The organism is Alteromonas ulvae (genome assembly GCF_048987005.1).
Classification (GTDB): Bacteria; Pseudomonadota; Gammaproteobacteria; order Enterobacterales; family Alteromonadaceae; genus Alteromonas.
This window is the reverse complement of sequence record NZ_CP185261.1, coordinates 921,693-936,700: the sequence shown is the minus strand read 5'-3', so window position 1 is coordinate 936,700 and position 15,008 is coordinate 921,693. Positions and strand designations below refer to the sequence as shown.

The window sequence follows — 15,008 nt, the reverse complement described above, 5'->3', positions numbered from 1 at the left end:
AACGTAAAATGCCACACGCGCAGATGGCCATGTACTAGAGCTTATCCATTGCCCTTTTAAACCCCAAATCGGCAGATTTTCGCATCCATTGATTACCTATTTCTTGGTTTTGAGGCTTTCCTTTCCCCGTCAGATACATAACAGCAATAGCAAACATGCCTTCGGGGTCGCCAAGCTTTGCGGCTTCACTGAAATAGGTCGACGCCTGATTTAAATCGGGCTCAACCCCTTTACCCATTTCATAAATCAAGCCCAATTGCGTAAACGCCTTTCCCCTTACTTTATTATCGTCGTCTGACCCATGAATTAACTTGTGCAGCGAACCTATGGCCTTGCCGTACTCCTCTTTTCCTAGCAGTATTCTTGCGTTAGTAAGAGGGTCGAGTTCATCGGTATTCATAGCGGTTAATAGCTCAATGGCGTCGTTGTCACCTAGCTCGGCGGCGACCCCCAACCAATGAATAGACTCTTCTTTACTCACATGCTCAGGAGCCGTCATGTGCATAAGCCCCATTTGATAAGCGCCAGAAAAACTGCCTAACTCCGCTGCCTGCCTGTAGTAGCTCACCGCAGTGGGAAAGTCGCTATCCACTCCTTTACCCAATTCATACACAATACCCAAATTAAAATAGGCTTCTGGCTTGCCTTTGCCCTCAATGTTTTCCCACATCAACTTTGCCTTTGCATAATGCGCCATTTTGAATTCCGCATAAGCAAAATATAATTTTAGATTATCGGGAGCCCGCCTAAAATCTTCATCGAGTAATTGTGTACTCGCGTTAACGGAAAACCCGCTGCAGATGATCATGAATGCCATACATTGATTTACTAACGTCATAACCGCTTACCTTGATTAGGTGCCACAATATGTTCGATAACATTGAGTGAACTGTTTTGTGGCAGGAGAGCAATATTTACTATCATATTCAAGAGGTGCAAATGGGTGCATCAGTTTGTTATACAGCAGGTTAAATTGCGACAGGTCACCGTCTTGTTGCGCTACATCCAACGCTTCTTCAATGAGATGATTGCGGGGGATAACCGTTGGATTAACACTACGCATTTTCGCTACAATATCAGTTAATGAGTGCTTAACACTGTCATCACCACTATCTAAGCTCACATGATTTAATACTGCGTAGTGAGCAAGCCACGTGTTCAATCGTTCCTGATCGGCAATGTGCGAGCGCAGCCGCTTGTCATTCCCTTCAAATAACTCCGCCAACTCATGCCAAGCGAGTGTGAAATCCATGTTGTGATCGTTTAATAACGCCAACCATTCATCCACTAACTGCATTTCCGCAGCGTTATCTCGTGTCGTACGACCAACATCGAGTCCCAATTTTTCACACATGTTTTCATACCACGCCGTCTGATAGCGCTGTGTGAACTGGTTTACCGCCTGTGTAGCAACGTCAACGGCGGCTTCCATGTCATCGCCCAATAAAGGGAGTAGGGTTTCGGCGAAACGCGCTAAATTCCATTGGGTAATGCCAGGTTGATTACAATACGCATAGCGCCCTTCATGATCTATCGAACTAAACACTGTTTTGGGATGGTAAGCGTCCATAAACGCACAGGGGCCATAATCAATAGTCTCGCCAGCAATCGATACGTTGTCGGTATTTAACACGCCGTGGATAAAACCCACCGACATCCATTTAGCAACCAGTTGTGCCTGCACAGACACCACTTCATGCAGTAAACGTAAATAAGGTTCGTCGTGGTGTGAACACTCAGGATAATGACGTTGGATAACGTAATCTGCTAGCTGTTTTACATCTGCTTTTGTTCCTTGATGTGCAAAAAGCTGAAACGTCCCCACACGAATATGGCTTGACGCTACTCGTGATAACACCCCACCAATCTGCCTTTGTTGTCTGAATACGCCTTCATTAGTCTGCACTACGGCCAAACTGCGCGTAGTAGGAATATGCAACGCATTCATTGCTTCAGCCATGATGGCTTCCCGCAGCATGGTGCCTAACGTAGCTTTCCCATCTCCCCCTCTGCTAAACGGCGTTCTTCCTGAGCCTTTTAAACACAAATCGAATCGCCTTTGTTGTTTACCGACAAATTCCCCCAGAATGTGTGCACGTCCGTCACCTAGCTGTGGGTTGTATTGACCAAACTGATGGCCTGCATAACCCTGCGCAAAAGGACTACAGTCAATCAAGGCGGTATTACCTGATAAAAGAGAGGCAAGCTGTGGCTCGCTAAGGTGTGTGAAAGACAGACCATGCTCAGAGGCTAATGGTTGATTAAAAAAGACAAGCTCGGGGTTTTCTATCTTGTCGGGCTGACAAGGGGCTATAAAGCTGCTAAACAATTGTTGGTAGGTGTTACCTAATGTGAACGGCATGATATCTATCGAAAACCTCTAGAAAATAAACCATAACATGTTCGGACACTAGCAAACGAAAGATCCCGTTGACACCCAACACTCAGCATAATAATGCTGTTGCTAGGTACCAACGCGGAAAATATACAGTCAGACGTATCTGCCAATAACAGCGCACTAGGCGCAGTTAGTATGCTTCAATCTCGCCTTCTTCAAGTGCAACGATACGCCGTGCTTCAACATAGGTTTTAATTGCCCACAGGGTTTCTTGGTCCAAAATAGGCTCATCTTGACCTTCTGGGATCCCGCCTAGCGCAGGCATACCCTTTGCTGAACCAAAACGAAGGCGTTCAACGAACCATTCGTCGTCTTCCATGCTCTCAGGATCTAGCTCGCGAAGGTCAGGGTTAATGCCACCCGATTGGGCGTGTAAACCATGACAACCCGCACAGTTGTTTGCATAAGCAGATTCGCCGAACTTGATCACGCTCGTCTTAACATCGCCGTCTAAACCGCGGTATGGGTTTGCAAATACCCATCCGTCATCAGATTCGTCACCCTCGGTGATTTTTGGCATCTTAGAACTGTCAGCGCCTTGTGGAATAACATTCCCATGCGCCGCTACGTGACTTGCGCTTATTGAGAATAACGCTGCTGCAATAAATAAATATAACTTTGTTTTCATAATTCATACGTCCTATAAAGCCAGTGGAGAAAGTATAACGACCAAGCAGAATGACGTAACTCTACTTTGGTTTTGAATAGGTCCTCCTTTCGGAGGAGTCATTTTAGGATAGTTACTACGTAAAAGCCGATGCAATACTGCACCGGCTCATAGGGATATAACAACGTATATCACTGGGCTACTTGCACTAGTTTTTTGCCACGCGTTGGTCAAGCTCATAGCGCTTAGGTAATTTAAACGTCCACACCATGCCGCCTTGATTAAACTCTTTTACGCGCTTCGCTACCTCGCCCCCCCACAATGGCACTGCACCGCCCCAGCCAGACAGTACTGAAATGTACTGCTCGCCATCCATGTCCCAGGTAACCGGTGAGCCCACGATGCCAGAGCCTGTTTGGAACTTATAGAGTACCTCGCCGGTTTTATCGTCAAAAGCCATTAAGTAACCTTCAGGAGTGCCTGTCCACACTAGACCACCACCGGTAGTTAGCACGCCACCCCATAACGGAGAGAAGTTGTTGTAACGCCATACCACTTCCCCAGTTTTAGGGTTAATGGCTTTAAGCACGCCAATAAAGTCTTCACTTACCGATTTAATGGTAAAACCTGCGCCTAAATAAGCTGCGCCCTTTTTATAAGCTGTTTGCTCATTCCAGATATCCATCTCCCATTCATTTGATGGAACATAGAACAGCTCAGTATCTTGCGAATATGCCATTGGCATCCAGTTCTTACCGCCAAGAAACGCTGGGCGAGCAGTAACTTGCTCTCCTTTTTTGCCGTCAGCGGAACCCGCTGGACTGCCTGGGCGGTTATTCTCGTCATAAATAGGACGACCTTTTGCATCTAAACCCGTTGCCCAATTAAGCTTGTCGACAAACGGGAATCCTCGTATAAAGTCACCGTTTTCTCGGTTTAGTACATAAAAGAACCCATTTCTATCTGCCGTGGCTGCCGCTTTAACAGTTTTTCCATTTTCTTTATAATCAAATGAAATAAGCTCATTTACACCGTCAAAGTCCCACCCATCATGGGGCGTAGTTTGGAAATGCCAAACTATTTTTCCTGTATTTGGATCTATCGCTAAACGAGAAGAAGAGAAATAATTATCACCGGGTCTAAGGTGTGAATTCCATGGTGCAGGGTTACCCGTTCCAAAAAATAATAACCCTGTTTCCGCGTCGTAGGTTCCACCTAACCACGTGGCAGCACCACCTGTTTTCCAAAGGTCCGCAGGCCATGTTTTACCCGGCGCCCCTCCTGAAATACCATTTTCAACCTTTTTACCGTCTTGCCAAGCATATCCCATGTGACCTTCAACGGTCGGACGAACCCACAACTGTTCACCAGTCTTGGCGTCATAAGCGTAAACTTTTCCGACAACACCAAACTCACCACCCGATATGCCGGTTATCACCTTTCCATCAACTATAATGGGCGCGGCAGTTATCGCGTACCCCGCGCGATAATCTTCTACTTTTTTCTTCCAAACGGTTTTTCCGGTGTCTTTATCTAGCGCTACTAGTTTTGCGTCTAGAGTGCCAAAAATCACTAAGTTGTCATACAACGCAACGCCGCGGTTGATAACATCACAACAGGGCATAATACCGTCGGGCAACCGGGCCTCGTACTGCCATAGTTCTTCACCCGTTCTGGCGTCAATCGCCCATGCTCTTGAATACGAACCGGTGACATACATCACGCCGTCTTTGATCATTGGCTGTGACTCTTGTCCACGCTGCTTTTCACCGCCTAATGAAAACGCCCATACTGGGCGCATATCTTCTACGGTATCTCTGTTTATTTTACTTAGTGAGCTATAGCGTTGAGCGCGAAGCCCCATACCGTAGGTAACAACATCTTCTGTAGTGGCTTGATCGTTCTGGATATCTTTATCAGTCACGTTAGCCTGCACCGATGTCGCTGCGCTTGCGCACACTAGCATAGACAACGCTGCTATTCTTTTGAGTGGTATTTTATTATTCATAACGTTTCCTAATTACATGTCGGCCATGAAATTGTCTGAGCATCAGACTATTCGTTACTAATAGAATAGCGATAAGACCTGTTCATCACTATCGAACAGCGGAGTGATTTGTCCCCTCCTTTAGGAGGAGGAATAAGTGGGAATTCTGCACATGGCTGCGCTCTTCGCGGGTACACGCTTTTGAAGCTACTCAGCATTCATTGACTACTGCGCTAAGTAATAGGGTGGCGTTTCATACGCCGTATGGTAGCTCGCAAATATGTTTTGCATTTCATTTGAGGTAACCATGTGAGTAATAATATCGCTAATCTCATACGCTAAGGCGCGATAGTCAGAGTGGGTCGCTAGCCCCAGATCCCATTTTTGCTTGCCAATTAACGGAAATGCATTACTTGCCAAACCAAATTTGTCTTTATCGACAAACTGATGCAAAAAACTTATTTGCGAACGCAGCCCCATTACCGCCTCAACTTCTCCTTTTTGTAACGCCTCAAATGCTAATGCGTTCGAGCCATAATGGGAGGTATTTTCTCGCAATCTCCCAGCAAAGGCTGAGGTGAGATAGAAATGGGGGATGCTGTCAATTTCCGCTCCAATCGTATGGTATTGAAACATGCCCATTGTTTCGACGGTGGGCAAAGTTTCCTTATTGTGAATAATCTGCCAGCTCTCGCGCTGATAAGGGGCAAACATATGTACCAGTTCATTCACCAGCAATCCCACGTCGTCCCGTTTTTGGGAAAATGAGCGATCGTAAGGTGCACGCATCATCAAATCTGCTTTATGACGATGTATAATATGGCCCTTCCAAAGATAGTTTCTAAAGTCGTCCTCGGCAGTCTCCCCTGGCGTCATCCATGTTATCGCTAAGTCAACGTTAAGCGAGGTAGCAATGCGTTTAGCAATATCAACATCTATACCTTTCGCCTCGTCGCCATCGAGGAAAGAAAATGGTGGGTAATCGTTGTACACAGCAATGTTGATAGAACCACTATCGACAATGTCGTCGAGTGACCGACCGAAAGCTGTGTTGACCATGCCAACGCAAAAAAAAACGGCCCATAGTGTTAAGGTAGTGAAGGGGAATCGCACAGCATTATACTCATTAAAACAACCTAGCTTACATAGTAAGGGCTAGCTATGAATTCGCTAATGCTACTTTAGCGGCAGAGGTTTCCTCCTTTAGGAGGATGTTATTCGGGAAAAATGCCCTATACCCTGTTGCGTAAGCTGAGCGAAGTAGGAAACCGGAGAGTGATACAAACTAAACACCTACGTGAATTTTCACATCAAAGTAAGTACTTGCTAGCTGTTATAGGCTTAATTATCGGCTTTATTTTTTCGACAGCAGCACTGGCACAGGAAGACACAGCGCCCCTATCCCGGGTTGCGGATAACGCGCCTTCACAGGATGCCCAGCACATACCCATAACCTACGTCAAAATAGCGCAGCCCGCACAATCGGGCATCCCCCGTTATCTCGAAACGGCTTCCAATTCAGGTACAGCCGGTGCACGCATTGCCATTACCGATGCCAATATTACTGGCCGCTTTTTAGGCTATAGCTATACTCTTAATGTTGTCGACATTTCTGCTGCTAGCGACCTTGCTACAGAGCTTTCGACACCAGAGGAAGGCACCACGGAACCAACAGAAAAAAACAGCGCTTACCCTATAATCTTGCTCGATGCACCTTCATCTGAGTTTACAGAAGCAATGGACATCATTGCGGCAAGAGCGCCAGAGAGTGTCATTATTAATGTATCAAACAGTGCACCAGCACTACGACAGACGTTTTGCGACCGGCCACTTTTACACACCATTCCTAGCTATGAAATGAAAACCGATGCGCTCGCGCAGTGGTTTAGAGTAAAGCGCATTAACGCTATCCTTGCCATTTATGGCAGTCATGATCACGATATGCTATTTCTCGATGCGCTTAAGACCAGTGCAAAAAAGTTTAAATTGAAGATTGTAGACACTAAACAATGGACAGCAAGTTTTGATTTACGACGTGCTGCGTTCTCTGAAATCCCCTTATTTACGCGCACCGATAAAAAATACCAAGCGGTGTTTGCGGCGGATATGGGCAATCAGTTCGCCTACAGCCTACCGTTTAATACAGACCGCATTGTTCCTGTTGTGGGGTCCGCTGGATTAAAGCCCTTAGGATGGCATTTTACCCATGAGCAATGGGGAGCGAGACAATTGCAGAATCGCTTTTTGACGCAATTCATGCGCTCAATGGATGAGACCGATTACGCTGCATATAGCGCAATCATTGCACTTTCTACGGCGCAACAACAGGGTACGCCTGCAAACGGACGTGCCCTTTACCGTGCCTTATTAAACGATAGCTTTTCACTTGCTGCCTACAAGGGGCGACCACTGTCTTTTCGTGCTAATTCCGGTCAATTGCGCCAACCTATTGCCCTAGCCCATGAAGATGCATTGGTTACCCATGCGCCTCTTCCAGGCTTTTTACATCAAACTAATGAACTCGACACGCTAGGCGCCGTCAACCTGACATGCAAGGACTTATTATGAAATATACGCTATCTCTTATGGGCTTGTGCTTTGTCACGGCAACACTACAGGCGCTACCTCATGCTTATGTAACTAATGAAAAAGACAATACATTGTCGATAATTGATATGGAAAATTTTCAGGTTATCAATACCATCGATGTTGGCGAACGTCCCCGTGGATTCATTCTCAGCGCCGATCAATCCCGTGCTTATATTTGCGCCTCCGACGCCGATAGAATACAAATTATCGATTTAGCGTCCCATAATATTATCGGTGATTTACCCTCTGGCGACGACCCAGAAACTATTGCTTTGCATCCTAATGGCACCACCATCTACACTGCGAACGAGGATGACGCGCTACTGACTGTCATCGATATTCCAAGCCGTGAGGTCATCGCTCAGATTGATGTTGGCGTTGAGCCTGAAGGACTTGCAGTAAGTCATGATGGTTCGATGATGGTAGTGACGTCTGAAACCACTAATATGGTTCACTGGGTAGATACTCATACCCATGAAAACACTGCCAATAGCTTAGTAGATGCGCGCCCTCGAGATGCTTATTTTTCCCAGGATGATCGATTTCTTTGGGTAAGTTCAGAAATCGGCGGCACGGTGTCTATTTTCGACACCCAAACAAAAGAAAAAGTCAGAACCCTATCATTTGCGATTAAAGGAGTTTATCGAGATAAAATTCAGCCTGTCGGCATTATACTTATGAAATCGAAGCCCTACGCCTTCGTGGCATTAGGCCCAGCAAATCGGGTGGCAGTGGTGAACACTGATACGTTTGAAGTAGAAGATTATATACTGGTAGGCCGGCGGGTGTGGCAACTTGCATTTAATCACGATGAGTCATTGCTGCTAACTACTAATGGTGTTAGTGGCGATGTTTCTGTGATTAACACCAGTACGCTCAATGTTGAACACACAATTAAAGTTGGTCGCTACCCCTGGGATGTAGCGGTGAAATGGCAGTAATAATAGTGCTGTGGATAACGATAAGGTAAAGCATGCAAATAGCAATGAGCGCACTTTCACATCGCTACGGTAGTATCAGTGCATTACATAATATCGAGCTCACCCTACCCGCTGGTTTTAATCAACTTCTTGGGCCCAATGGTGCAGGGAAAAGCACCTTATTTGCCCTGCTAACTGGACTTCAAAAAATAGACAGCGGCACCATTACCTTTGACGGAAAAACCCTGCGCGAAGCAAGATCAACCATAATGGCTAATATGGGTGTAGTGTTTCAACAAAGCTCGCTCGACATCGATTTAACCGTGAAACAAAACCTGAGCTATTTCGCTTCATTACACGGTATTGATAGTACACAAGCCCTACACGCTATCGATGATATATTGCAACAACTGGATCTCAGTTCGCGACTTAATAGTAAAATTCGCAGTTTAAACGGTGGCCACAGGCGACGAGTTGAGCTCGCTCGCTGTCTCATTCATCGCCCATCAATCTTACTACTTGATGAACCCACCGTTGGGTTAGATGTGGCATCTCGGCAGCTTATGCTCACGGTAGTGAAAGACTTGGCAGTACGAGAGTCGGTAACTGTACTTTGGGCCACCCACCTGTTTGAAGAAGTGATGCCTGATAATAGGCTTATTGTATTATCTAAAGGCAATATCATTGCTAACGCACCATGCAGTGAGCTTCTTGCACATTATCAGCAAGAGGATATTCAGGGATTGTGGCAGCAACTGATGGCGATAGAACAATGATGTATTGGCGTTGTTTTTTAGGCGTTCTCACAAGAGAAATGCTCAAGTTTTGGCAACAACGTACTCGGCTACTGAGCGCTATGGTGCGTCCTTTATTGTGGTTATTCGTCTTTGCCGCCGGTTTTCGTTCTACTCTCGGGCTTTCTATGATTGAGCCATACACCTCATATATTTTATATGAGGAATATATTGTTCCCGGACTGGCCGCGATGATTGTGCTGTTTAATAGTATGCAAAGTTCGCTATCGATGGTGTATGACCGAGAGATGGGCAGTATGAAAGTGTTGCTTATGAGTCCAGTGTCGCGAACCTTCTTGATGGGCTCTAAACTCATTGCAAACACCTTCGTATCAGCGGTTCAAGTGTACATTTTTCTTGTTTTTGCCCGCTTAGTCGATGTCGACATTTCGGCCATGGGTTACCTTTATGCGCTTCCTATTATTATACTGCTATCGCTGTTTCTAGGTGCGCTTGGGCTATTATTGGCAAATTATATTAAGCAATTAGAAAACTTCGCAGGGGTAATGAATTTTGTCATATTCCCGCTTTTTTTTCTTTCCAGTGCACTGTATCCGTTATGGAAAATACGCGAAGCTAACGAGTGGCTTTTTCGGATATGTTACTACAACCCCTTTTCTAACGGCGTGGAACTGCTGCGTTTTGGTTTGTATGAAAAACTCGCAACATACGATCTGCTGGTCGTTCTTACACTTACTACAATGACATTTACCTTGGCCGTGAGAAGTTTTCGCCCCAAAACCAGTAAAGGCCGTTTTTCATGAATGTTATCGCATCTCCACTTATTGGTGATTCAACGCTCATTGATAGTGACTGTCTAATAATATTGCTTACCTCATCAGCCAGCATCACATGGATAGATTCTCTTGAGAAAAACACCAAGGATTACGTTGAAAACGTCATCAGCGATGAGCATTTTACCGCTGGCATGGGGCAATATCTGTTACTGCCTAGGCCCTTAGGGTTTAGCGCAAAACGTGTCTATTTATGTGGATTAGGAGAGAAAGCTCTTACCCCCGACACGCTATATAAGTGTCTTATAAAAGGGTTTTCCCAATTATGTTCGATAACGAAAACCATAACACATACTCACCTGCTGCTGACCGATGGTTTACTCGATGACATCCATTTCCAGCGACGTTTATCGGGCATTAACCATGGCAGCGGTAACAGTCGCACATCCCTACGCCACGATATTGTCCGTATTACTGGCCTTATTGCCAAAAGTGCCTATGAGGCCAATTATCGGTTTCACGGCTATAAAACACAGCGCAACCACAACTCAACATCAACGGCATTTAGCCGCTTATGCCCCATGGAAATCGTTGTTCCTCAGCGATACAGCGATGATGACCTCGTAAAGCAAATCCTTAAGCAACAGTGTGCACTTAACAAGGGGATGACACTTGCTAAAGATTTAGCTCACATGCCCGCCAATATGTGCACGCCCCTGTATCTTGCTGAGCAAGCGTATACACTTCATAAAACGTTTCCCGCTATTACCACCGAGGTATTGTCCCAGGAAACCTTAAGTGAGCTTGGTATGCATGCTTATCTAGCGGTAAATAAAGGCTCCAGCTTTGAAGCAAGTATGCCCATAATGCATTATCGTGGCAGCGATATGCGCATCAATAAAAAAGCCAACAAGCCTATTGTTATCATTGGAAAAGGCGTTACCTTTGATAGCGGTGGTATAACACTAAAGCGCAACCCAGATATGCATCATATGATTTATGATATGGCCGGTGCTGCGTGTGTATTGGGACTGATGAAAACCATTGCTAGTTTGAAGTTACCCTGCAACGTCATCGGCATTCTCGCGACCGCTGAAAACAGTATTGACGGCACCGCTTATCGACCCGGCGATATTATTCAGACACATGGAAAAAAAACGGTCGAGATAATAAGTACCGACGCTGAGGGAAGAATGCTTCTGGCTGATGCAATAAGCTATAGTCAACGCTATAGCCCTGCCGCCATTATTGATATTGCCACGCTAACGGGTGCAGCTATTACCACATTAGGCCACCAATGCAGTGCGCTGTTTAGTAATACAGACAGTTTAACTCAACAACTTGTGCGCTCAGGCGAGCACAGCATTGATCAGGTGTGGCCCCTTCCTTTGTGGCCGGAATATTATGAAGCCATTGAATCGGCACATGCAGACATGAAGAATGCCGGTAATGACTCGCCCGGCGCCATTACCGCAGGGTGCTTTATATCGCATTTTGCGGGCGATACACCTTGGGCGCACCTTGATGTCGCGGGCACTGCATTTAAGTATGGCACTCAGCTATCGGCAACCGGACGCCCTATTCCGTTGTTACTGCATTACTTAATGTCGTTTTATACATAAAAAATCATCAACATTCATGGTACATCTCCTCCCTTAGTAGGATATCTGTTAACAGAGAACCAACCTATACTTACATTGAGTTTAATTGATTAAAAAGAGGAAACGACAATGTGGACTAAACCTCAATACACAGAAATGCGTCTTGGCTTTGAAGTAACGCTGTATATTAATAACCGCTAATTCCGATTAGCTGGTGACGTTATAAAGGCTGCATATGCAGCCTTTTTTAACGGGATCTATTTACTGCAACCATGGAGCTATTATGCATGTGTTAATATTGGGCGCAGCCGCTGGAGGGGGTTTTCCTCAATGGAACTGCCATTGTGTAAACTGCAAAGGGCTTCGCAGTGGCAGTATCGATGCCACCCCTCTCACGCAATCAAGCATTGCAGTCAGTGCAGACGGCGAACACTGGGTGCTCATTAATGCCTCTCCGGATTTACGCGAACAAATAAACAAACACCCGCAGTTGTGGCCACAGGACCATATTACACGGGGTACGCGCATTACCTCTATTGTCCTTACCGACAGTCAGATTGATCACACCACAGGCCTATTGACGCTGCGTGAAGGTCTGCCATTGCCCGTTTACTGTACCGACGTTGTCAACGAAGATCTCACCACCAGCTTTCCCTTATTCACTGTGCTTAAACACTGGCACGGCGGTTTACAGCAGCATACTATCAGCACGCATTTTGACGATAAATTTGTACCCAAGGGGGCTGAAGGGCTGACCTTTCAACCTGTTGTACTGGAGTCAAATGCGCCACCGTATTCCACCTATCGTGACAATATTGTGGCCGGCAATAACATTGGTTTAAAAGTAACTGACGAGAAAAGCGGCAATGTACTGTTCTATGCACCCGGCTGTATGCAGGCCAATGACACCGTGAAGAGAGTGATGGCTGAAGCTAATTGCGTACTTTTTGACGGCACCTTGTGGGTGAATGAAGAAATGATAGAACATGGCTTTAGCCAAAAACTGGGGACTGACATGGGGCATATGCCAGTGAACGGCGAACAAGGGGCTATCGCCTTGTTGAATCAGTTCAAGGTAGAAAGAAAAGTCCTTATACACATTAACAATACAAACCCCGTACTGAATAGAAATTCATCCGCTTATAAAGCATTGCGCGATCAAGATATTGAACTTGCTTTTGATGGTATGGAAATAGAGGTCTAGCATGTCAGAACACCCATGGACACAAAACGAATTTGAAGACAAGCTTCGAGCAAAAGGCGCGTACTACCACATACATCACCCTTTTCATAAGCGAATGAATGCAGGACAGTGCAGTAAAGAAGAAATTCAAGGCTGGGTAGCAAATCGTCTGTATTATCAAATGGCCATTCCGGTTAAAGATGCCGCTATTCTCGCTAATTGCGAGGAACAAGACGTGCGTCGTGGCTGGATCCAGCGCATTATCGACCACGATGGACGGGAGGGACAAAGCGGATTAGGGGGAATAGAGGCATGGCTGCGCTTAGGTGAGGCTGTAGGTCTGCAAAGACACACATTGTTAGATGAGACGCACCTTTTACCAAGCGTGAAATTCGCCGTTAATGCCTATGTAAACTTTGCCCGACGGGCTAGTTGGCAAGAGGCTGCCTGCTCTTCCCTTACTGAAATGTTTGCCCCAGAAATCCATCAAAGTCGATTAGACACCTGGCCGACCCATTACACTTGGATTGATCAAGCTGGCTTTAGCTATTTTCAAATGCGTTTGAGTCAAGCTCGCCGTGATGTTGAGCACGGTTTACAAATCACCCTCGACCATTTCATCACACGCCAGCAACAGGAGCATGCGCTCAATATCCTCCAGTTCAAAATCGATATTTTATGGAGTATTGCCGATGCTATCTGCTTTGCGTATGAGTATGGAAGAAAGCCCTTCGACGGCATAGCTGATCAGAGCGTATGTCATAAAGGAAGACTGTAATGACCAACCTTAGTCACCGTATTCCGAAGCTCAATCCGTTGTTTCGACTACAATTTGAAAAAGCACAGGCTTCCTACGTATTGCTCTATCCTGAGGGAATGATCACGTTAAATGATTCTGCGGCGGAAATTCTTACCCGTGTAGATGGTCAGAAAAGTCATTCAGTAATCTGTGCGGATTTACGCGACGCCTTTCCAAGCGCCCCCCCTGAGCTTGAAAACGATGTTGATGAATTTCTGGTTCATGCAGAAACAAAAAAGTGGATACTTTATGACGCCTAATAAAAACGACGCCCCTGACATTACTCCCCCCCTATGGCTGCTAGCCGAAATCACCTATCAGTGCCCTTTGCACTGCCCCTACTGTTCGAATCCTGTCAATATGGAAGAGACCTTTAACGAGCTGTCCACAGAGCAGTGGGAGAGCGTGCTTACGCAAGCGCGGGAGATGGGCGCGGTTCAATTAGGATTTTCTGGCGGTGAGCCATTGTTGCGCAAAGATCTAGAGCATTTGGTATCACATGCAAGAGAGCTTGGCTTTTATACGAACCTCATTACCTCAGGAATAGGTATGACGGAAAGACGTATTGCAAAGCTCAAAGCCGCAGGACTAGACCATATTCAGCTGAGTTTTCAAGCTGCTAATGCTGAAGCGAATGATTTAATTGGTAACAAACGACAGTCGTTTGAACAAAAGATGAAAATCGCTAAACTCGTCAAGCAGTACGACTATCCCATGGTACTCAATTTTTGTATAACGGCGCAGAATATTCATGAGATAGAAGACGTGATGGCGCTGAGCGAGAGTCTTAACGCTGACTTCGTTGAGCTGGCCACGGTGCAGTATTATGGTTGGGCCTATGAAAATCGCGACCATCTATTGCCCACCAAAGCCCAGCTCGTCAAGGCTGAGCAATCTATTAATCACTATAGAAGCGCGCAGAGTGACAACGGGCCTAAATTTATTTTTGTCGCCCCTGATTACTATGAGCAACGGCCAAAGGCTTGCATGAATGGCTGGGGAAGTACGTTTTTGACCATCTCGCCAGACGGCAGCGCCCTTCCTTGTCATAGTGCGAAAATATTACCCCTCACCTTTCCGAACGTGAAAGCGCGTTCTTTGCATGATATTTGGCATAACGACTTTAGCTTTAATCACTTCAGGGGAGACAGCTGGATGCCCTCTCCCTGCAAAACCTGTGATGAAAAAGATAAAGACTTTGGTGGCTGTCGGTGCCAAGCCTTTATGCTCACGGGTGATATGTACAAAACTGACCCGGTGTGCAGTAAATCCCCCGATCATCACATGATGAAATCGATTACAGACAAGGCCGGAATAAAAGGAAACACTAATTTAAAATATCGACAGGTGGAGCGTCGCATCGAGGTAGACGTGCTTGATACGTAAACAGGTATTG

At 45.9% G+C, this 15,008-nt stretch carries 15 protein-coding genes; 10 read left to right on the top strand and 5 right to left on the bottom strand.

Translation table 11 applies throughout. The features are described 5' to 3' along the window. Nucleotides 1-34: 34 nt before the first annotated feature. From ACOJR9_RS04110 to ACOJR9_RS04090, 5 genes are all read right to left on the bottom strand, one after another. Entirely contained in the window at nucleotides 35-838 is an 804-nt protein-coding gene (locus ACOJR9_RS04110) for a tetratricopeptide repeat protein (protein WP_420935111.1), read from the bottom strand. 15 nt (nucleotides 839-853) lie between these two features. Further along, nucleotides 854-2,362, bottom strand: a complete 1,509-nt coding sequence (locus ACOJR9_RS04105) for a protein adenylyltransferase SelO (protein ID WP_420935110.1) — start codon at nucleotides 2,360-2,362, stop codon at nucleotides 854-856. A 166-nt stretch (nucleotides 2,363-2,528) separates the two neighbouring features. Continuing rightward, the gene (pedF, locus tag ACOJR9_RS04100; protein ID WP_420935109.1) at nucleotides 2,529-3,026 is read right to left on the bottom strand and encodes a cytochrome c-550 PedF; all 498 of its coding nucleotides are present in this window, start codon (nucleotides 3,024-3,026) and stop codon (nucleotides 2,529-2,531) included. Between the two features lie 187 nt (nucleotides 3,027-3,213). After that, nucleotides 3,214-5,013: a PQQ-dependent methanol/ethanol family dehydrogenase gene (locus ACOJR9_RS04095; protein ID WP_420935108.1), complete on the bottom strand. Its 1,800-nt coding sequence runs from the start codon at nucleotides 5,011-5,013 to the stop codon at nucleotides 3,214-3,216. Nucleotides 5,014-5,217: 204 nt separating this feature from the next. Beyond that, complete coding sequence (locus ACOJR9_RS04090; protein ID WP_420935107.1) at nucleotides 5,218-6,051, bottom strand: substrate-binding periplasmic protein; 834 nt, start codon at nucleotides 6,049-6,051, stop codon at nucleotides 5,218-5,220. Nucleotides 6,052-6,267: 216 nt separating this feature from the next. Between ACOJR9_RS04090 and ACOJR9_RS04085 the strand changes: the two genes are divergently transcribed. The 10 genes from ACOJR9_RS04085 (at nucleotide 6,268) to pqqE (ending at nucleotide 14,998) form a co-directional block, all read left to right on the top strand. Continuing rightward, on the top strand, nucleotides 6,268-7,560 hold the full coding sequence (locus tag ACOJR9_RS04085; protein WP_420935106.1) for a hypothetical protein: 1,293 nt from the start codon (nucleotides 6,268-6,270) through the stop codon (nucleotides 7,558-7,560). Continuing rightward, a complete protein-coding gene (locus tag ACOJR9_RS04080) occupies nucleotides 7,557-8,522 on the top strand; it encodes a PQQ-dependent catabolism-associated beta-propeller protein (protein WP_420935105.1) in 966 nt (321 codons plus the stop codon). Before ACOJR9_RS04085 ends, ACOJR9_RS04080 begins: the two co-directional genes overlap by 4 nt. Before the next feature lie 32 nt (nucleotides 8,523-8,554). Further along, on the top strand, nucleotides 8,555-9,277 hold the full coding sequence (locus tag ACOJR9_RS04075) for an ATP-binding cassette domain-containing protein (RefSeq protein WP_420935104.1): 723 nt from the start codon (nucleotides 8,555-8,557) through the stop codon (nucleotides 9,275-9,277). Further along, nucleotides 9,277-10,059, top strand: coding sequence for an ABC transporter permease (locus tag ACOJR9_RS04070; protein ID WP_420936042.1), 783 nt, complete (start codon nucleotides 9,277-9,279; stop codon nucleotides 10,057-10,059). Before ACOJR9_RS04075 ends, ACOJR9_RS04070 begins: the two co-directional genes overlap by 1 nt. Continuing rightward, nucleotides 10,056-11,651: a leucyl aminopeptidase gene (locus ACOJR9_RS04065; protein ID WP_420935103.1), complete on the top strand. Its 1,596-nt coding sequence runs from the start codon at nucleotides 10,056-10,058 to the stop codon at nucleotides 11,649-11,651. Before ACOJR9_RS04070 ends, ACOJR9_RS04065 begins: the two co-directional genes overlap by 4 nt. A gap of 108 nt (nucleotides 11,652-11,759) precedes the next feature. Next, complete coding sequence (gene pqqA / locus ACOJR9_RS04060; protein WP_071953288.1) at nucleotides 11,760-11,831, top strand: pyrroloquinoline quinone precursor peptide PqqA; 72 nt, start codon at nucleotides 11,760-11,762, stop codon at nucleotides 11,829-11,831. Nucleotides 11,832-11,913: 82 nt separating this feature from the next. Next, nucleotides 11,914-12,834: a pyrroloquinoline quinone biosynthesis protein PqqB gene (gene pqqB, locus ACOJR9_RS04055; protein ID WP_420935102.1), complete on the top strand. Its 921-nt coding sequence runs from the start codon at nucleotides 11,914-11,916 to the stop codon at nucleotides 12,832-12,834. A 1-nt stretch (nucleotide 12,835) separates the two neighbouring features. Beyond that, entirely contained in the window at nucleotides 12,836-13,591 is a 756-nt protein-coding gene (gene pqqC, locus ACOJR9_RS04050) for a pyrroloquinoline-quinone synthase PqqC (protein WP_420935101.1), read from the top strand. After that, nucleotides 13,591-13,872: a pyrroloquinoline quinone biosynthesis peptide chaperone PqqD gene (gene pqqD / locus ACOJR9_RS04045; protein ID WP_420935100.1), complete on the top strand. Its 282-nt coding sequence runs from the start codon at nucleotides 13,591-13,593 to the stop codon at nucleotides 13,870-13,872. Before pqqC ends, pqqD begins: the two co-directional genes overlap by 1 nt. Beyond that, nucleotides 13,862-14,998 carry a pyrroloquinoline quinone biosynthesis protein PqqE gene (gene pqqE / locus ACOJR9_RS04040; protein WP_420935099.1) on the top strand — a complete coding sequence of 379 codons (1,137 nt, stop codon included), beginning with the start codon at nucleotides 13,862-13,864 and terminating at the stop codon, nucleotides 14,996-14,998. The genes pqqD and pqqE overlap by 11 nt, the downstream gene beginning before the upstream one ends. Nucleotides 14,999-15,008: the final 10 nt, after the last annotated feature.